This is a genomic window from Acidobacteriota bacterium (assembly GCA_016703965.1).
Classification (GTDB): Bacteria; Acidobacteriota; Blastocatellia; order Pyrinomonadales; family Pyrinomonadaceae; genus OLB17.
Genome location: JADJBB010000021.1, coordinates 53069 through 71486 on the forward strand (window position 1 = coordinate 53069; position 18418 = coordinate 71486).

Genomic DNA, 18418 nt, shown 5'->3' on the forward strand with positions numbered 1-18418 from the left:
GGTGTTTTAAGAACTTTAGAACCGTTGATAGATCTCCGCGCACAGGCGATACCTCTTTGTGCCGTTTGGTTCCGGCGAAGTTTGGCCGGTTCCTAAACCGCTGTATTAATAGCGGGAAAAGACTCTCTCCAATAAGCCGATATAGCTTTCTCATCAATTTGTTTTTCATCACGTCACCTCGATAACCTTAGAATGTTCGCCCCGATTGCGTGGCTCGATTTGTGCAAAGACTGTTTGCAAGACAAGTGCCACGGACCCAGGTAAAAAAAGTACCGCCAAATGCTGTTGCCGAATATCGATGAAATCAAGGAAAGACAAGGAAAAATAGTAGACCCTCTCACATACTCATGGCAGAGCATAGAAGTGTGAAGAGGCCGATCAACTGTAGTGAATTTCCACAACCATGAGTTGTCATGCCACAATCGGAGTCAGATTTAACTGATGAGGATCAACACAAAATTAGTTCTGCTGCTAACGCTCGGCGTCGGTGCAGTGATGTTGATCGCAAGTTTTTTAAGCTTGCGGCAGCGTGAAGCCGCCCTCGAATCGACTTTGCGTGACGAATTGCGGGCGCACGCCGTTACTTTGCAAATCGCTCTCGAAGAAAATTATCAAAATGGACGAACGGCGGATGCTCAGAGACTGGTCGACCGGTTGCATGAAAACAGTCGGGTTTACGGCGTATTCCTTTTTGGCGAGAGCGGCGATTTGCGGTCTCTTTCACAGATCGTAACCGCTGCGGAATTTCGCCAGCCGCCTGAACTGAAAATGGTTTTGGAGTTGGGTGAACCGGTCGAGTTTGTGAGACTTATCCAGAATCGTAAATTTTTGTCCATTCTTCTGCCTATCAAATTGGCGGACGAAAAACGGGGCGCGGTGGAAATCGTAAAACCTCTCGCACTCCTTGAAAACGATATTGCCCGGGCGCGCCTAAATTGGCTTTCAACCACTCTGCTGTTGCTGGCGACGATTTTTCTCCTTGTTTTTATCGTTTTACGCCAAAACCTCACGCGCCCTATTGAGGCACTTCTCGTTGGAGCGAGAGCATTGGGACGTGGAGATCTATCGCACCGCGTAGCCGTGAAAGATTCTCATTCCGAACTCGCTCAGCTAGCCGCAGAGTTTAACCGAATGGCCGAGAATCTGGCCGAGCAACGCAGTGCGGCTCAGACTGAAACGGAAACCCGTTTAAATCTAGAAAAGGAACTTCGCCACAGCGAACGTCTAGCGTCCGTCGGAAGACTCGCCAGCGGCATTGCCCACGAACTTGGTGCTCCGCTCAACGTGATCGACGCACGGGCGGAACAGTTGCTCGGCAGGCCGAACGTGGCGGTCGAAAAACGGATCAAGAATCTAACCATCATTCGATCCCAATGCGTCCGGATCACGCATATCGTCCGACAGCTTTTAAATCTGGCGCGTCCTTATGATTTACAGTTAGAAGAAATTCGAATTGGCGACCTGATAAAATCTGTGCTTGAAGGATTTGAGGCGAGTGAAACGATAAGAATCGATTTCGAAGCAAACAATGGTTTGACGATTTTGGGCGATGGTGACTTTCTCCGGCAGGTCTTTTTCAACATTTTCAATAACGCCTTTCATGCAATGTCGGCCGGCGGAGCACTAAAGATCGAAATTTCCAAAACCGTACGTGACGACAAAAACTTTGTCGTAGTCGAGATCTCGGACACAGGCACTGGCATCGCTCCCGACAATCTCGAACGAATCTTTGAGCCGTTTTACACAACCAAAGCCATCGGCGAGGGAACGGGCCTAGGATTGTCCGTCTCGCGCCGGATCGTCGAAGAACACGGCGGAATTATCGAAGCCTCGAACAATACCGCTAATGGGGCAAGGTTTACAATTTATTTACCAACGAACGAAGAACTATGAAAGAGCGAATTCTAATTGTCGAAGACGACGCCGACATGCGCGAGCTACTCGAAGAAGTCCTGACTGAGGCGGATTTTGAAGTTGTTACCGCAGTAAATGGCCGTTTCGCTCTCGCGCACATCGAGAACAAACAGGAAAAGATCGATTTGGTTGTGACCGACGTGCGGATGCCTGAACTTAGGGGCGACGAGCTTCTGGTGAAGGTGCGCCAGACGCGCACAGAAACTCCGGTCATCGTCATAACGGCCTTCGGCTCGGTCGAAAATGCGGTCGAAATGGTCAAACAAGGAGCATATTCGTATCTAACCAAGCCGTTTTCGACAAAAGACTTACTGGAAGTTGTCACCGGTGCTCTGATGCAGACGGAGGCCGCCAGAGCTCATGCTATGCTGCTCCGCGAGATTCCGGCTTTGGACACCCGAATTATCGGAGCATCGCGCCCGATGCGCGAACTCCAGGATATTATCAGCCGCGCTGGACCTTCCGATAGCAACATTCTGATCACAGGCGAGAGCGGGACGGGCAAAGAACTCGTCGCCCGAGCGGTTCATGACGCCTCGACCCGCAGCCGGAAAGAGTTTGTCGCCGTCAACTGCGCCGCGATTCCGGTGGAACTAGTCGAATCGGAACTTTTCGGACATACCGGACAAGCATTCACTGGAGCTCGGCAGGCGCGAGCGGGTTTGTTTGAAACCGCCGACGGTGGAACCCTTTTTCTGGATGAAATCGGAGAATTACCTCTCAACATACAGCCGAAACTATTGCGAGTCTTGCAGGAAAGCACGATACGCCGAGTCGGTGACAATAGGGAAAGGCAGGTTGACGTGCGTTTGATCGCGGCAAGCAACCGTGATTTGGAGAAAGCGGTGGCAAGCGGCGAATTTCGGGAAGATCTGTATTGGCGCATCAACGTTATTCATCTCTCTGTCCCGCCTCTGCGAATTCGCACCTTTGACATTCCCCTGCTGGTCGAACATTTTTTGGCGAAGATCGCAAAAAAACAAAACACCGTACCTCGTTCGATCACTCCTGACACGCTCGCGCTGCTGACCGTGTATTCGTGGCAAGGTAATGTGCGCGAATTGGAAAACACAATTGAAAGAGCGGTTGCTCTGGCACGTGGCCCGGTTTTGACGATCGAGGACTTGCCCGACCGGATACGCGAGGCGAGTAGTCAAACTACCGCAATTCTCGCCACCGCAAAATCGAAACGTCTGACGCTTGCCGACCTGGAACGCGAATATATCTTGGAGGTCCTTCGTGAATCCGGCGGTAACAAATCGCGCGCGGCCGAAACGCTCGGCTTAGACCGAAAAACCCTTTACCGCAAACTAGACGAGTATCGTGAAAGCAACTCTGATCTGCCGATTCAAAAAGACGACGCAGCCAGTTTCTGAATATTTATGGAAACGAAAGCAAAACTAATTTCGTGAGTCCCCGTTGTTTCGATGTGTAACGCCGTTTTTTCGGCCTGTGGTGAGTAAGCAGAACGAAGCCTCGAAAAAGCTAAAGGCAATATGTTTAATTGATTCGCCGCTGTTTCTTTCCGGCCCAGCATTGGGGTGAACTGGGACAATCTCAACGTCAAAGAAGATCTCGACTAGAATTATCGGCTTTTCGTTTTTCGCGTCTAATACATCAGAACATCTAAAATTCCTCCGTCATTTCTTTGTTGTAACCATCTTTCATCGATATCAAGGGATAGTGTTGTACCACGGGGGAACGTGGTACGACGCTTGCTTTCCAGTCATTAAAAGAGCCGTCGAAAGAAACGGAAACCACTTGTAATCGATGGACAAGGGGGATGTGGACTTATTCTATCTGTTCGACGGTTCTTCTTGAGCCGGAAGGCGTGTAGGCGACGTATAAAATGAATGAGCCGCAGGAGTTCTATAACAAGGAAGATCAATGGACGATAGCCCAGACACCCGGTACCAATGATAAGGAAGAAGCCAGATCAATGGAGCCGTATTCGACAATAATGAAATTGCCAGGCGAGCAGAAAGAAGGGTTTATCCGTATGCTGCCATTCACACCGCAACGCAAAGACAATCTAACGGCGTGGATGGTCGCCCGGTCAGATGGCGAAAACTACGGCAAACTCGCGGCGTATCGATTCCCGAAACAACAGCTCATCTATTGACCTAAAACAGGTCGTCGCTCGCATCAACCGGGACCCCGAGATCTCAGGAAACCGAACTAGACTAGCCGGGAGGGGGTTAATTAGGAAGTGATGAAAAATCAAATATTTCCGGCGATTGCAATTTTGTTCTGTATATCGAGCGTTTCGTTATCTCAAAGCAATAGCGATTTGCAATTTTGGAATGAAACCATAGTCAGCTTGCCCCTGATCACATCAAAAGACGAAAACGGCAAAGAACTTGATCGGTTTGCGATTCAGTTTATTGGAAATTTCAGGTTAGGGCGAAATACGATCCAGGGTGGCGATAAACGTATCGGTGCCGGATTTGAATATCGTTTCAATAAATTTATCAGTCTGCAACCAAGTTATCTTTACCGTGCGGAAACGACGCGAGGCCGGCGAACTGCTTTTGAAAGCCGTTTTCGCTTTGCCTTGAATCTGCAAAAAGATTGGACAAAAGTGCAATTGCGGCAACGAAATATGCTCGACTATCGCAAACGTCAATCGCTTGCTAACGACCCTACATTTTATCGCAGTAGGATCCAAGTTATCTTTCCAATAAAGAAATTTCAACCCTATGTGATGGATGAAGTTTACTACCAGTTTGAATCTAAACAGATAACGCGGAATCGACTGTTTTTTGGTTTTAATAAGCGGATAAACAAGAATTTGACAAGCGATTTTTTCTACGTCTGGCAAAGAAACCGACAAGGAATAATTAAAAACATTCACGGTTTCGGCGTTAACCTCCGAATAAGAATAAGTCCACGGGCAAAGTAATCGATAGCTCGGGTGCGGCGAGCGGCATTACCGGCGGCCGAACCCTTTCGGGTCTATCCACTCCCCTACTCTATTTGATTTCCTCAGCGAAAACCATGCCTCCCGAGCAGCCTAAAAAATCAGGTTCTTTTCGCTTCGTGCAATAGCTCCACGGGCCCACGCCGTCTGCACGAGCGGCACAACTAACAAAAGCTGCAAATTGTTTTCATCCCACTCGTCCGAAGAGGTGTTTCCCAGCGTTATTTTCTGTTTCATTGTTTGATGATTCTATGGACAGCAGATCGCGAGCCGCCACCTTGACTGGTTTTTTTTCGCAATCTCACTTCTGCGTTGTTTGAACATTGCTCTACTTCGTTCATCTCATCGGCACAACGGCCTTTCGCGCTTTCAAGACACCGTGTTGCAAGCCAAGTGGCAGTCCTTCGAAATATGGAAAAGAACTTAAAGAGAATCCAGACAGTGCATTCCGGAATTTTGGTGGGTAGGGAGTAAGGATCAAGGTGCTTCGATGGGTCCCAAATTGCCACACATCTGTTGCAAGGTGCGGTAGTTGAGCCGCCAGTGGTCGCAATCCGGACACGGTTTTCACTCGGAAGACAGCCATGAGACCGCTAACCTATTCCGCAGATCGTTGTAGGCACGCGAGTTGCTTTTGGCTAATAGAAGTTGATTACGCTAAGGAATAAAAAGAGATCACTACCACGACATTTGCCGCCGCGAACGGTTGACACTGTCGAGGTATTAGTGATGGAAGGAAGCACAAAGGATAGTCCGATCCTGAAAGGCTGGTTGACACCGGCAAAGTCATTCTGGTTGGCGGGGTTTATAATTTGGAAATAGGAGCTGTGAAGTTTATCAACTAAGAAACCTGCCGAACGAGGCACTCCAACCGAGTAAAGTTTTTAAAGACAATCAAGCAAGCAAGGAACTTTTGCGGAAAATCTACCAATATTTCAGAGAGTTGGGAAGACTCACACCGATCGCTGTCGTAACAACGTTACTGCCAATACTTGGAAGTGCGGTTTTGATATTGTTCGCGCAGCCACTTGGGAATTGGCTGCGCGAAAACTGGGAAATCGGCACGCCGCTCTATTTCCTGGGGATCCTTTTATTTTGTGGGTTTGCACTCCTCCCGACCAATATCGTCGGCGTACTTGCGGGTTGGACGTTTAGTTTCGACTTGGGAATTGCAGTTCTGATCACGGGTATCGTGGGGGCGGCTTTGTTTTCGTTCCTGATCCACTCGCGCCTTGTTGGTGACAGACTTCCGCATGTTTTTGAGACGCATCCAAAAGCGAAAGCGATTTATCAGGCCTTGGTCGGGCAGAGCATGTGGCGAGCGGCATTGATAATCTCCCTGCTACGGCTTTCGCCGGCCATGCCTTTTGCGTTGACGAACTTTTTAATGTCGGCGGCTCGTGTTCCGATGAAGTCGTTTGTTATCGGTACCTTCGTCGGGATGCTACCGCGTTCTTCGGCGGTTGTTTTTCTAGGTGCGGGACTTTCAGAATTGACATTCGATAACCAACAGAACACCGCGCTAATTATATTTGGGATCGCCGCAACAATAATTGTAGTAGTGGTTATCGGCACGATCAGCAAACATGCGCTCGAACGTTTGTATGTCCGAGAAACCTAAGCTCGCCGGACGGCCGCAAAAGCCAAACGTACACGAACTAATTGTCTCCTGAGTCCAGGTATCAGGGGACCTTTTAGGTAAATACTTCGAATATGACGCACACGGATAAGCATCACCGCATTAATAAAGTTACCTTTGCGGGCTTTTTGGTAACTTTGGGGATCGTTTTTGGCGACATCGGGACGTCCCCGCTTTACGCCATGTCGGCAATTGTGGGGACGCGGACGATCGATCCCGTTCTTGCACTGGGTGGACTTTCGGCTGTTTTTTGGACGCTGACACTTTTAACGACCGGCAAATACGCCTACCTTTCGCTCCGTGCCGACAACAACGGTGAAGGCGGAATTTTTTCGCTTTATTCGCTGATCAAGCGTTACTCGGGAAGTTGGCTCGTGTACCCCGCAATTATAGGTGGAGCGTTTTTGCTTGCGGATGGGATTATTACCGCTCCGATCTCGGTTTCGTCGGCAATCGAAGGCCTGCGAATCTATTCACCGACCATTCCGACCGTGCCGATCGTAATTGCAATCTTGATTGCCCTATTTGTCACACAGCAGTTTGGAACACAGCTAATCGGCAAACTCTTCGGTCCGGTGATGATGATCTGGTTCACGTTTATCGGCGTCATCGGTTTGATGTCGCTAGCACAGGATTTTTCGGTTTTGCGAGCGTTAAATCCTTACTACGCCTATCAGATGATAGTGGATTATCCACATGGCTTCTTCCTGCTCGGAGCCGTCTTTCTTTGCACGACCGGAGCCGAAGCTCTATATGCCGACATGGGACACGTGGGGCGGGGCAACATTCGGATAAGTTGGGTCTACGTCAAAATATGCCTGATTTTGTCATACGCGGGACAATCGGCGTGGTTAATGTCGAAGGTCGGAACGACACTCGAAGGAGCGGCGCCATTTTATTCGATCGTGCCGCCCGTCATCTTGCCATTTGGCATTTTGATAGCGACAAGTGCGGCGATCATCGCTTCGCAAGCCCTGATCTCCGGAAGTTTCACATTAGTTGGCGAAGCGATCCGTCTCAATTTTTGGTCACGGCAAAGGATCTGTTATCCAACCGATTTTCGCGGACAGCTGTATATTCCCCAAGTCAACTGGTTATTAATGGCGGGCTGCATATTTGTGGTCTTTTATTTCCGCGAATCAAAGAACATGGAGGCCGCTTACGGCTTGGCGGTCACGTTAACGATGCTGATGACAACAGTTTTGCTGGCTGTCTATCTTTATTCAAGACGCGTTCCGATCGTTCTGACGGCATTGATCACTCTGGTTTTTGTCGTTATTGAAGGGGCATTTTTTATCGCCAATCTCGAAAAATTTCCCGAGGGTGGTTTTATCTCGATTTTCATTGGATTCATCCTGTTTGCGGTGATGTGGATCTGGTACAAAGGCAGAGTAGTACGCCGTTCATTAACGGTTATGGAAGACACAGGACCGTTTTTTAAGACGCTCACGGAGCTCAGTAACGATACCACTCTGCCCCAGTATGCGACGCACCTCGTTTACCTGACGAGCTCGGATTCGCCCAAAAAAATCGAACAGGAAACGATTCGTTCGGTTCTTGAAAAAACGCCGAAACGGGCCGATGTTTATTGGTTTGTTCACGTGAAAACTGACAACGAACCTTTCACGATGAAATACAAAGTCGACATCCTGGAGCAAGAAGACGTTTATTTTATTACGTTTACGCTGGGCTTCCGAATTGAACCCCGTCTGAATTACTTTTTCGACCTTGCTCTAAAAGACTTGCAAAAGAACAAGGAGGTTAATATTGCCAGTCGCCATCCCGCGCTCGAGAAATACGACATCGACGGCGACATCCGTTTCGTCCTTCATAGCTCATTTTTGAGTCACGAGAACGAATTGCCGTTCAAACAAAATTTCATAATGCACTCGTATTATTTCCTCCGCCGGTGGTTTAGCGTCCGCGAAGATTATGCTTACGGCCTGGATGCAAGCAATGTTGAAATCGAGCCCGTGCCGATAGTCATCGCCGAACCGAAGGATATGAAATTGACCCGAGAAATCTAGATGAAGTTTGAGGCGATTTTGGTCGTTAATGCTTAGAACCACGTATGCTGGGTTCGGGTCATGTCTGATTTTACGGTGAATTGCGATTGCCCGGGCTTTTTGGCGCCCTTTTGGGGTGTTTTTGGTGGAAATTTGGGAACAGTAAGGCCGCTCATTGCTGAACGGCCTAAACTATTAGTTAATTTGGCTCCGCAGGTAATACTCGAACTTACAACCCTTCGGTCAACAGCCGCCCTCGAGACCATTTCACCCGTATTCACAGATAGCCACGGATGTCGATAACTCGTTCAACGAAAAGGAAATGCCCCCGTAAAATTCCATAAACCCTTGTGTCCATTAGATCGGGATTTTGACACCTTTTTCACCGATAACGGGAAAGATCCAAGTTCCGGATTTTATAGTCCCCAAAATCCCTAGAAAACATGGAGGACTATCCGTTATATTTTCCACCGACTTTTTCGATGGATTATCAGAAACCACCTTGCAGCAACTGAATAATGGAGCAAGAGCCGCGGCGGGTCGGAACTACGGTTCGTCGACGGTCTATCCGAACCTTCTCAACTCCTTCGTAAACCTCGGCAAGGCCGGCCTCGCCGTCACCCTCTTTCTGAGGAATACGAGAACAGACGCCACGAGGGCACCGAGAAGTTTTTGACACTTCGAACTCGCGGATGACGGTTTCAGGGACATGGGGGGCTCTCCTATTGAGCTCAATTGTATAGGTTAGTGACGGCCGGGAACTGGCGAAAAGGAACCCCTATGGGAGACTTCAATTCGGGAGTAAGCACCGTAAAAATGATCTTCAAGAAACGCCGGGGAACCGCTTTCTTCACTCGTCGCCGGTGGAGCGGCTCAGATCATGTATCGAATTTTGATACATTGCCTGCAAAACAGAATCTCGTCAAGAGTTTTTTTGGCGAAGGGGATGAAGGCCAGCTCCCCACGGATTCAACCTAGGAATGACAACGCACAAATCGGTCGCATCGCCGCTCAAGATTTCCCTGTTGTAGTATTATTTCGAAGGGGTCAATGACAAACAGTTAGAATGACGAAAATTCATGGGGTTATCAAATAGGCTTTTCGTAAAGGAATGTTATGAAATTAAGAATTATTCTCGGGCTCGTGTTCTTAAACTGCAGTGGTTTCGGACAGGTACAGACGACCGAAGCTCCTCTGAATCCTACGATTCTCCAGGATTCGGGGGGCTCAGCAAAGCGGGCCATACGCCGGAGTATTCCGCTGACAAATTCAATTCGGAAGGCGTATCAGGCTGGAACGAGAAATACTTCTGGTCGTCCGGGGGCGAATTATTGGCAATTGGAAACCGATTTTTCGATCAATGCAAGTCTGAACCCTTCCACGCAAACCATAACCGGCAGCGAGACGATCACCATCCATAATAATAGTCCGGATGCACTTGACCGCATCGTTTTGCGGCTTGACCATAATATTTTTCGTCCGCGAGTGCCGCGAGGCTTTTCCGTGCCTGCCGAAACTACTGATGGAATGGCCCTTACCCGGATCAAAATAAATGGAGTTGAGGTCGATCTGAAATCACCGGCACCACAGCGCCAGTCGGGGCAGTCGAAGATCGAAAGATCCTATGCAATTGGTTTAGATCAAACTGTTGCTACGCTGATGCTCGCGACACCGATCGCACCGCGTTCTCTGGCGACCCTTGAAATTGACTGGAACACAAAACTGCCTGGCGGAGCAGACGGCCAAGGACATCGGATGACACAACGTTGGGACGCCAAACTTTTCCAGCCGACTCAATGGTTTCCGCGTCTGGCAAAATACGACGATCAGCGTGGTTGGGACACAAATGTTTACCTCGGACCGTCGGAATTTTACAACAATTACGGAAAGTTTGACGTCAAGATCGAGGTTCCTGCGGGCTGGATCGTTAGTGGAACGGGAGTGCTGCAAAATGCCAATGAGGCAGTTGCACCTTTTGTTCGTGAACGCCTTGCGTCTGCTTTAAAGACCGACGAAGAAGTAATGATCGTCAAGAAAGACGAACGAGGAGTCGGCAAAGCCCTATTACCACGCGACAGGAATATCTGGCATTTCGTGGCAGAGAAAGTCAACGATTTTGCGTGGGCGACCTCCAATGAATTTGTATGGCGAACGACGAGAGCAAATATTCCGACCAAAGGCTATGTTCCTATTCACATGTTCTACCTTCCCGAAAGATCTCGCTTCTTTGAAAGCGCCGGGAAAAGGTCTCGCCATGCCCTGGAATTCTATTCAAAACTACTGATCCCATACGCCTTTCCGCAGTTGACGCTGCAAGACGGACCAAGTGCCGGAATGGAGTATCCGATGGTTATCAACTCAAATCAGGGAGCCGCGGATCACGAGACTTTTCATCAATGGCTTCCGATGATGGTGGGAACAAACGAGACGCGATACGGCTGGATGGACGAAGGTTTTAATCAATATTCAAACATTCTTTCGGCTGCCGACGCTGGTGGGAGACCATTTAACCTAGATCTTCTGGGGCAGAGCTACGGTAGGGTCAGCGGTAACGAAGATGAACCGATGATGATGTGGAATGCCAACTATGGAGGAACCTTCTATGGTTATCAAACCTACAACAAAACATCACCGATGTTTTCGATGTTAGGGGGAATAGTCGGTGACGCTGCGATGAATTCGGCCCTTAAGAAATATGTGGAAACATGGGCGTTCAAACATCCGTCACCCTGGGATTTCACTTTCTTCATGAACAAAGAGCTTGGCCGTGACCTAAATTGGTTCTGGTATTACTGGCTATTCACCACAGAAAGAGTTGACGGCTCGATCAAGGAAGTTGTTTGGAAAGGAGACAAGGCGATAGTTACGATTCATCAAGCAGGCGAGATGCCCTCGCCTGTGGTGCTCAAAGTCGAATTTTCTGACGGTACCGAAAAGATCAAGGCAATGCCAAACGCACAAATAGTCGACGATAATACGGCGATCATAAAATGGAACGAAGATGTCTGGTTCAATGGCGACCGTGATTTTCAAGCCGTCCTAGATTTTGGAAAACGTAAGATCCACAAGATTACTCTAGATCCTTACGGGAGATTCCCCGATTCGGACACAAAGGATAATGTTTGGGCCAGCAAATAAGATCTTGAAAAGCTACAAGATTTTACCGCCCTAGATATTACCTTAAAACAAACGAGTAGGTGGATCGGCTTCATTGACCGGAGATAAGTTGGGGAATCTATGCCCCGGCGCGTGTGGCGGAAAACCAACCCGATCTGTACTTCGATGCCATTAGTCTGTCTGCCCCCCAGCCCGGTTGGATCATTTTACCCCAACATAAGGTCGATTTCCCGGATTGCAAGTAGTTGTTCTTTTGGTACAAATATGCTCGCCCCGGCTTTTTTGGCTTGATCGCGGATGCGCCCGGAGTCGTATTTTGTCAGGATGAGTATCTTTGCATTGGGATATGCATTAATGATCTCCCGCGTGGCCGTGATGCCGTCTTTTAGTTTCATTTCGACGTCCATCAGGACCCAATCGGGACAATGTTCTTCATAGGCGGCCAGGGCATCGGCTCCGTCCTCGCATTCGTGGATGATAACGCCAGATCCTCCACGACGCTTTTGATCAGGCGTCGCATCAATGGATTATCTTCCACGATAAGCAGATTTTTCAGCACAGCTTTCTTTTTATTGAATATCCAAATAAAGCGTAATTGTGACTTTTTATTGGTTGTATTCGTAACCTCCAAATTCTGGTCGCCGGATTTCCTGACGACAAATGTTGGGGGCCTTTGGTGCGGAAGGTTCTGAAGAATCTTCTCCACTTCTTTCTATTCAACGTCAAGGAAGAGCGTAATTAGCGCTTTTTTCTTGGTTGTATTTGTAACATCCAATCGGTGGTCGCCGGATTTCTTGACGACAAATGTTTTCGGGGTTTTTGCACGAGAAGGTATCGAAGAATCCTGGTCGCCCGGTTCACCCAAATAGACTCTTAGGTCGCTCTCTTTGAAGTCATATTCGACCGTGTAATTGATGGTTTGCCCTCTTTTGAGATTGAAAAGGAAATCGACTGCACCATTGGCGGGAATATCTTTGGAAACAGACGCGGAGGTTTCGCCTCGGGTAAGAATTCTTTCCGAACCGGAAGAACCGACGTTTGCCGAGGTTGAAGCAGGGGCCTCAACATCAAGGAAGAGCGTAATTGTCGCTTTTTTCCTAGTAGTATTTGTCACCTCCAACATGTGGTCGCCGGATTTTTTAACGACGAACTTTTGAGGGGCTTTCGAAGCGGAAGGTATTGAAGCATCCTGATCGCCCGGTTCGCCCAAATAGACTCTTAGGTCGCTCTCTTTGAAGTCATAGTCGACTGTGTATTCAATTGTTTGTCCTTTTTTGACATTGAAAAGGAAAGCAATTGCACCATTGGCGGGGATAACTTTCGTAACCGATGCAGACGTCTCACCCGCGGCAAAACGAACCCTTTCTGTTCTAATTCTACTTATGTGCATCGTTTGCAGCGGAAGCGCTCAAACAAAAAGGAAACTGTTTGTGATCGGTGACAGCATTTCCATTCAATATGGGCCGTATTTGAAAAAGTTCGTGGAAGGAAGGTATCTGTATGATCGCAAACGGGATAACGGCGAAGCCATTCAAGATCTAGATAAGCCCGTCGGTGCAACGGTGGCGATTCGAGGATGGTGGTTCAATATCTTCAAACGCTACAGAAAGATAAGAACTTTTCGGCCGATGTTCTTCTGGTCAATTGCGGTCTGCACGATATAAAGTCCGACAAAATAACGGGCAAGAAGGCAATCGAATTGGCTGAATACAAGACAAATCTCATGAAGATCCGAAATCTAGCCAGAACGATGAAAATGAAACTGATCTGGATAAATTCTACCCCCGTGAATGACGATATCCACAATAGCAAGAATGTCGGTTTCTTTCGCGACAGCAAAGACGTCGAAGATTACAACCAGGCAGCTAAGCTTTATTTTGAAAAGGTTAACGTTCCGATCATTGACCTGAACTCCTTCAGCCGAACATTCCCATCGGAGGCGTTTTCAGACCACGTCCATTACAGGCATGAATATGTCCAATTGCAAGCAGCTTTCATTGCAGGCTTTCTAACCAATCGTTGAATGAGCTCCAATTAATCCAAAGGCGACATTTACGTACATCCCTCTCCATTTCGATCGAGAACGAATGTATTCGTCAACAGCGGACATGAGCTTCCTGGTTGACAAATAAAACGGGGAATTCCCCACAAAGCAGACACAATTTTAAACCTAGTAGTCCTCGAAAATATGGATCTATTTGTCCTTCGAACCGATCATATACATGTCAAAGAAATATCATTTAAATATCAAAGTGATATTTAAATGATGACACTCGCACGATCGGTTATTTTGGATAACGGGAAAGATAACGGGAAAAAGGAAAACGGCAGTCCTGGGGACTGCCGCTAAGTTGTTGTAAAGATTGGCTCCGCAGGTAAGACTCGAACTTACACCCTTCGGTTAACAGCCGTTGCCTTCTTGTAACATACGATAACATACGGTATCAAACGAAAGTTCATAAGTGGCAGTAACCTTCTGTTGCCCCTGTATTTAGAACGGTTTTGGGACGATGCTTGTAACATATGATAACACCGTATATCGCGGGGATCATAGATAACTTTCTAGATAACTCAAGCAATCTATTCAAAGTAAACCAAATGAAAATAAGTTCAGCTGTTCCAAATTGGGCGTAGAACGTTACTGCGATTCATGCCTGCTCACGCTTACGTAGTGATTTTTTGGTTGCCTATCCGCCAGTTAACCAGAGGTATTTCTGTTTTGATTCAGACGCATTGAGTTACCGATGACGCTGAGGCTGGATAGCAACATGGCCGCAGCCGCCATGATGGGGTTGAGGACACCGGTGACGGCGAGACTCATTCCGATGGTGTTGTAAAAAAATGCCCAGAAGAGGTTCTGGCGAACGATCCCCCAAGCCTTTTTCGACAGTTCAAATACCGCGGGAAGTTTCTTGAACGAATCGCCGACGAGTACAATGTCGGCGGCCTTCATCGCGATGTCGGTGCCGGAGCCCATGGCGATGCCGAGATCGGCCTGGGCGAGTGCGGGGGCGTCATTGATGCCGTCACCGATCATGGCGACCACAGACCCGGCGGCTTGGAATTCGGCGATCGCGGCGGCTTTGTCAGAGGGCAGGGCCCCGGCACGAAAATCGTCGGCACCGACCTGATCGGCGACAAAACGCGTCGTCGCCTCAGAGTCGCCCGAGATGATGATCGAGCGGATGCCGCGGCGTTTGAGATCCGCGACGATGGCGGCGACCTCAGGCTTGACGGTGTCGCCAAAGGCAAGCGAGCCCTTGACCTCGCCGTCTATCCCGAAATATGCGGCGGTCCGGCCGGCCTCTTCCCATGTGCGTGCCGTGTCTTTGAGAACGGGCGAGGGGATGCACTGTTCCATTTCGGCGAGGCGATGATTGCCGACAAAAACCCGCCGACCCGCGGCTTCGCCTGAGATGCCGAGCCCCTTGTGGATCTCGACGTTGTGGACATCGCCCGGCGTGGCAAAACAGCTTTCGGCGTAACGGACAGCGGCATTGCCGAGCGGGTGCTCGGAGTATTTTTCGAGTGCGGCGATCAGCGGCAGATAGGTCTTCTCAAATATCTCGGGGGCATCTAGCGGAATTCCGACAGATATGGAATGAGCGGCACCAACGCCGACCACGGCGGCATTTGGAATAGAACTTGCAGATGAGAGGGCAAAATCGACGAGTTCGAATTTGCCATCGGTGATAGTGCCGGTCTTGTCAAAAACGACCACGTCGACATCGCGGATCGTTTCAAGGACACTGCTGTCGCTGACCAATATCCCGCTGCGTGACGCCGCACCGACCGCGGCCGTGATGGCGAGTGGCGTGGCGAGCCCGAGAGCACATGGGCAGGCGATGACAAGTATAGTGATCGCCCGCATCATCGCTTCTTCTTCGGACGTAAAACCAAAACCGACGCAGACGGCAAAAGCGACCGCGGCGACGACGATCACGCTCGGGACAAAGATTCGCGAAACCTTATCGACAGTTCGTTCGAGATCCGAGCGGCTGCTGATGGCGTGTTCGACAAGGCCGATGATCTTTGACAAAGTGGTGTCCTCGCCCACTTTTGTGGCTCGGACGTGAATCACGTTATTGACGTTTAAACTGCCTGAGACGACGGCACTGCCAACGTCCTTGCCTATCGGATTTGATTCGCCCGTGAGGAGCGATTCGTCGGTGTGGGTCTTGCCCTCAGTGATGACGCCGTCGGCGGGAATGCGTTCGCCTGCCTTTACGACAAAGACGTCGCCCTCGTTTAGTGCGTCGATCGCGACAAAGCGTTCGGCGCCGGCGACAAAAAGGCGCACCTTTTTTGGCATCAGCCGGTAGAGCATGGAGATCGCCCGGGTCGTCCGCTCCTTGGCACCGCGTTCCATCAGTTTGCCGACCAGGACTAGCGTCACGATTGCCGCAGCGGTATCAAAATAGACAAGTGTCTCGCCGCGAAACGCCTGTATAGAGCTATATATATAAGCCGCCAAGATGCCCGTGGCGAGAAGAGTCTCCATCCGGATCGATCGGTTTAGCAGGCCGGTCCAGGCGAGTTTCAGGATAGGTTTTGCCGAGTAAAAGATGACCGGAGCAGTCAGCACCATCAGGATGAACGGAAACAGGTATTTTACGCTCGAGTTGATCTCTTGAAAATAGCCGACATAGAGCGGCACGCTCAGGGTCATTATATTTAGCCAGAGAAAAGCCGCGACACCGATGCGAAGCACCATGTCACGCTTTTCGGCGGCGGCGGTTTCGTTGTCTGGATCAAATTCGCTTGCTTTGTACCCGAGCTGTTCGATCCGTTTTGTGATCCGTTCGGGCGGCAGGTATTGAGGACAATATTTGACCTTGACGAGGTCGGAGGCAAAGAACGCCTCAGCCGAAACGACGCCTCGTTCTTTCATCAGGCTGTTTTCGATCAGCCACGAGCACGCCGTGCACCACATACCCGAAACATACAGGAGCGTCTCTTTGGTCAGGGCGTTGGGAGGGATGACGATCTCCGCGTCGGCCTCTGCCCGGTTTGAGATCAGGCCGAGAGCGAGGCTTTGTCTAAAAACCTCGGTGTCGCGGATGTCCTCGCCCCTCGCGACGACACCGCTTTCGGTAAGGATGGTGTATACATTAAGGCAGCCGACGCAGCAGAACGCTTTCGACACACCGGCAAAGGGCTGCGTAAAAGGGTTGCGGCCGACGGACAATCCACACAGGTCGCATGTTTGGGTTAGTGGTCCGTTTGTCATCAATATTGTTTTTGAGTCTCGCTCTGTGATTGGACCGGTTTACCCTTTTCGTCGAGGAATATGGGGTTCGCCTGTTTAGCGACAAAATAGACGGTGATCAATATTCCTATAAAGAGCACACATATCGCCCCCAACATATACCGAAGTATGGCTACCTGATGTTCTCCAAAATATGAAGCGATCTTCTTTTTCATTTCTTTACGTTCTCCAGCGGCATGATAAATGTTTCGTTAAATGTGTCCGTTGTCCCGTCAGGCGTGACGGTGCTGACAATGTCAAAATGATTGACCTGGTCAGCCGAGCGGTTGGCCGGAACCGAAATCTCAAATTCCTGCTCGACCGAATCGCCGGCTTTGATCGCGATGGTATTTGACGGCAGGGTCATAACGGGGTCCTGTAGCCCTTGGATCTCAAGCGAGACCGTGGCGTCTGTCTTGCCGCGATTTGCCAGGATCATCCGGAAAGTGTTGTAAACACGGCCGTCATCGCCGACGCGGTACAGCGTTGCCCGGTTTGGCATAACACGGGTGAGCACGTTGTGCCGCATCGAAAAGACAACCGTCAGGGCCGACGCGTACACGATAATAATGCCGAGAACGGCGAGCCGTTTGGCGTCACGCAGGCCGATTCGGCGGTACCATTTGACGTGCTTGTCGCCCAGCAATTCGCCCTTTTCACCCCAGGCGTAGTGAACCAAGGTGTCTTTGCCAAATTTGCCCATGATCGACTTGCAGGCGTCGATGCATTCGCCGCAGTGTATGCATTCGATCTGAAACGGCGACGTGCGGATGTCGATATCCATATGGCAAATATGGACGCATTTTTTGCATTCGACGCAGATCTGCTCTGGATCACGGTATTGAACGACGAGCGTATTGTCGTCGCCGAGGATGCCCTGCAAATAGCCATACGGGCAAACGGTCGTGCAGAACTTTTGCCTTAGAAACGCAAAGTCGATAAACGTCACCAGAGTCGCCGCCGCACCTGCGATGCCGCCGGCGGTGACAATATCCAACGAAACAAGCCGCCCGAAAAGGTCGCACGGCTCGACAAAATACGCGATAAAAACGAACGCCAGAAAGACCGAGGCGATACCCAGAACCGCGTAAACAGCCACGCGGGTTATCCATTTACGGGCCGTCATGCTCTGTTTGGCAAAGGTCTTGCTGACAAACGATTTGACCTTATTCTCAAGATTTATCGACGCCTCGCTGAATATCATCTGCGGACACAGGTATCCGCAGTAAATCCGCCCGTAAAGCATCGACGCGGCCGCGACGACAAACAATAGGAACATCAGCGAGAAAAATACGATGGCAAATTCATTGATCCAAAGCTCAAAACCCGCAAAGTAAAATCGCTCATGCGGGATGTCGAACCGCACAACATTAAAGAACGGCAGCGAAACGAAGATCAAGAAACACCCGAGATGGATAACCCGGCGAAGGCGGTGCCAGTTGTTTTTGTCGAGTTTAAAATCCTTGTTTACGACCGGCAGCTTTTTCCGGACACGCGGTGTCGCGGCAGGTGGCGGCAGAGTGCCGATCCTATTCTCAACGGTTTCTGGTGTGGTTGCTCCGTTCATACAGATT

At 49.6% G+C, this 18418-nt stretch carries 15 protein-coding genes; 9 read left to right on the forward strand and 6 right to left on the reverse strand.

Annotated features, from left to right (window positions below; genetic code table 11):
* Nucleotides 1-441: 441 nt before the first annotated feature.
* The 4 genes from IPG22_07655 to IPG22_07670 all read left to right on the forward strand — a co-directional run bounded on the left by IPG22_07655 (nt 442) and on the right by IPG22_07670 (nt 4816).
* Entirely contained in the window at nt 442-1893 is a 1452-nt protein-coding gene (locus IPG22_07655; GenBank protein MBK6588153.1) for a HAMP domain-containing protein, read from the forward strand.
* Nucleotides 1890-3290, forward strand: a complete 1401-nt coding sequence (locus tag IPG22_07660) for a sigma-54-dependent Fis family transcriptional regulator (GenBank protein ID MBK6588154.1) — start codon at nt 1890-1892, stop codon at nt 3288-3290. Before IPG22_07655 ends, IPG22_07660 begins: the two co-directional genes overlap by 4 nt.
* A gap of 473 nt (nt 3291-3763) precedes the next feature.
* Nucleotides 3764-4036 carry a UPF0182 family protein gene (locus IPG22_07665; protein ID MBK6588155.1) on the forward strand — a complete coding sequence of 91 codons (273 nt, stop codon included), beginning with the start codon at nt 3764-3766 and terminating at the stop codon, nt 4034-4036.
* Between the two features lie 90 nt (nt 4037-4126).
* Nucleotides 4127-4816, forward strand: a complete 690-nt coding sequence (locus tag IPG22_07670) for a DUF2490 domain-containing protein (GenBank protein ID MBK6588156.1) — start codon at nt 4127-4129, stop codon at nt 4814-4816.
* Between the two features lie 111 nt (nt 4817-4927).
* Here IPG22_07670 and IPG22_07675 read toward each other — a convergent pair whose 3' ends face one another.
* Nucleotides 4928-5071 (reverse strand): hypothetical protein, encoded by a 144-nt coding sequence (locus IPG22_07675; GenBank protein ID MBK6588157.1) that lies wholly within the window; start codon nt 5069-5071, stop codon nt 4928-4930.
* Between the two features lie 676 nt (nt 5072-5747).
* On the opposite strand from IPG22_07675, the gene IPG22_07680 reads away from it, so the two are divergent.
* The 4 genes from IPG22_07680 (at nt 5748) to IPG22_07695 (ending at nt 11617) form a co-directional block, all read left to right on the forward strand.
* Nucleotides 5748-6455 (forward strand): VTT domain-containing protein, encoded by a 708-nt coding sequence (locus IPG22_07680; protein ID MBK6588158.1) that lies wholly within the window; start codon nt 5748-5750, stop codon nt 6453-6455.
* A gap of 92 nt (nt 6456-6547) precedes the next feature.
* Nucleotides 6548-8500: a KUP/HAK/KT family potassium transporter gene (locus tag IPG22_07685; protein MBK6588159.1), complete on the forward strand. Its 1953-nt coding sequence runs from the start codon at nt 6548-6550 to the stop codon at nt 8498-8500.
* A 759-nt stretch (nt 8501-9259) separates the two neighbouring features.
* Nucleotides 9260-9457 carry a hypothetical protein gene (locus tag IPG22_07690; GenBank protein ID MBK6588160.1) on the forward strand — a complete coding sequence of 66 codons (198 nt, stop codon included), beginning with the start codon at nt 9260-9262 and terminating at the stop codon, nt 9455-9457.
* A 138-nt stretch (nt 9458-9595) separates the two neighbouring features.
* The gene (locus tag IPG22_07695; protein MBK6588161.1) at nt 9596-11617 is read left to right on the forward strand and encodes a M1 family metallopeptidase; all 2022 of its coding nucleotides are present in this window, start codon (nt 9596-9598) and stop codon (nt 11615-11617) included.
* A 185-nt stretch (nt 11618-11802) separates the two neighbouring features.
* On the opposite strand, the gene IPG22_07700 is transcribed toward IPG22_07695, so the two are convergent.
* Together IPG22_07700 and IPG22_07705 are read right to left on the reverse strand one after the other, a co-directional pair.
* Nucleotides 11803-12120, reverse strand: coding sequence for a response regulator transcription factor (locus IPG22_07700; protein MBK6588162.1), 318 nt, complete (start codon nt 12118-12120; stop codon nt 11803-11805).
* Between the two features lie 188 nt (nt 12121-12308).
* Nucleotides 12309-12986, reverse strand: a complete 678-nt coding sequence (locus tag IPG22_07705; protein ID MBK6588163.1) for a hypothetical protein — start codon at nt 12984-12986, stop codon at nt 12309-12311.
* A gap of 186 nt (nt 12987-13172) precedes the next feature.
* On the opposite strand from IPG22_07705, the gene IPG22_07710 reads away from it, so the two are divergent.
* Nucleotides 13173-13619: an SGNH/GDSL hydrolase family protein gene (locus IPG22_07710; protein MBK6588164.1), complete on the forward strand. Its 447-nt coding sequence runs from the start codon at nt 13173-13175 to the stop codon at nt 13617-13619.
* A gap of 675 nt (nt 13620-14294) precedes the next feature.
* On the opposite strand, the gene IPG22_07715 is transcribed toward IPG22_07710, so the two are convergent.
* Genes IPG22_07715 through IPG22_07725 form a run of 3 tightly spaced genes read right to left on the reverse strand, consistent with a single transcriptional unit; the run spans nt 14295 to nt 18411 of the window.
* A complete protein-coding gene (locus IPG22_07715; protein MBK6588165.1) occupies nt 14295-16826 on the reverse strand; it encodes a heavy metal translocating P-type ATPase in 2532 nt (843 codons plus the stop codon).
* Entirely contained in the window at nt 16826-17020 is a 195-nt protein-coding gene (locus IPG22_07720; GenBank protein MBK6588166.1) for a hypothetical protein, read from the reverse strand. The genes IPG22_07715 and IPG22_07720 overlap by 1 nt, the downstream gene beginning before the upstream one ends.
* Nucleotides 17017-18411: a 4Fe-4S binding protein gene (locus IPG22_07725; GenBank protein MBK6588167.1), complete on the reverse strand. Its 1395-nt coding sequence runs from the start codon at nt 18409-18411 to the stop codon at nt 17017-17019. Before IPG22_07725 ends, IPG22_07720 begins: the two co-directional genes overlap by 4 nt.
* Nucleotides 18412-18418 lie beyond the last annotated feature (7 nt).

Coding starts and splice junctions, on each gene's coding strand:
- IPG22_07685 (MBK6588159.1), top strand. CDS start 6,548: ATGACGCACACGGATAAGCATCACCGCATTAATAAAGTTACCTTTGCG.
- IPG22_07705 (MBK6588163.1), bottom strand. CDS start 12,986: ATGCACATAAGTAGAATTAGAACAGAAAGGGTTCGTTTTGCCGCGGGT.
- IPG22_07675 (MBK6588157.1), bottom strand. CDS start 5,071: ATGAAACAGAAAATAACGCTGGGAAACACCTCTTCGGACGAGTGGGAT.
- IPG22_07670 (MBK6588156.1), top strand. CDS start 4,127: ATGAAAAATCAAATATTTCCGGCGATTGCAATTTTGTTCTGTATATCG.
- IPG22_07725 (MBK6588167.1), bottom strand. CDS start 18,411: ATGAACGGAGCAACCACACCAGAAACCGTTGAGAATAGGATCGGCACT.
- IPG22_07695 (MBK6588161.1), top strand. CDS start 9,596: ATGAAATTAAGAATTATTCTCGGGCTCGTGTTCTTAAACTGCAGTGGT.
- IPG22_07655 (MBK6588153.1), top strand. CDS start 442: ATGAGGATCAACACAAAATTAGTTCTGCTGCTAACGCTCGGCGTCGGT.
- IPG22_07715 (MBK6588165.1), bottom strand. CDS start 16,826: ATGACAAACGGACCACTAACCCAAACATGCGACCTGTGTGGATTGTCC.
- IPG22_07720 (MBK6588166.1), bottom strand. CDS start 17,020: ATGAAAAAGAAGATCGCTTCATATTTTGGAGAACATCAGGTAGCCATA.
- IPG22_07710 (MBK6588164.1), top strand. CDS start 13,173: ATGGTGGTTCAATATCTTCAAACGCTACAGAAAGATAAGAACTTTTCG.
- IPG22_07665 (MBK6588155.1), top strand. CDS start 3,764: ATGAATGAGCCGCAGGAGTTCTATAACAAGGAAGATCAATGGACGATA.
- IPG22_07690 (MBK6588160.1), top strand. CDS start 9,260: ATGGGAGACTTCAATTCGGGAGTAAGCACCGTAAAAATGATCTTCAAG.
- IPG22_07660 (MBK6588154.1), top strand. CDS start 1,890: ATGAAAGAGCGAATTCTAATTGTCGAAGACGACGCCGACATGCGCGAG.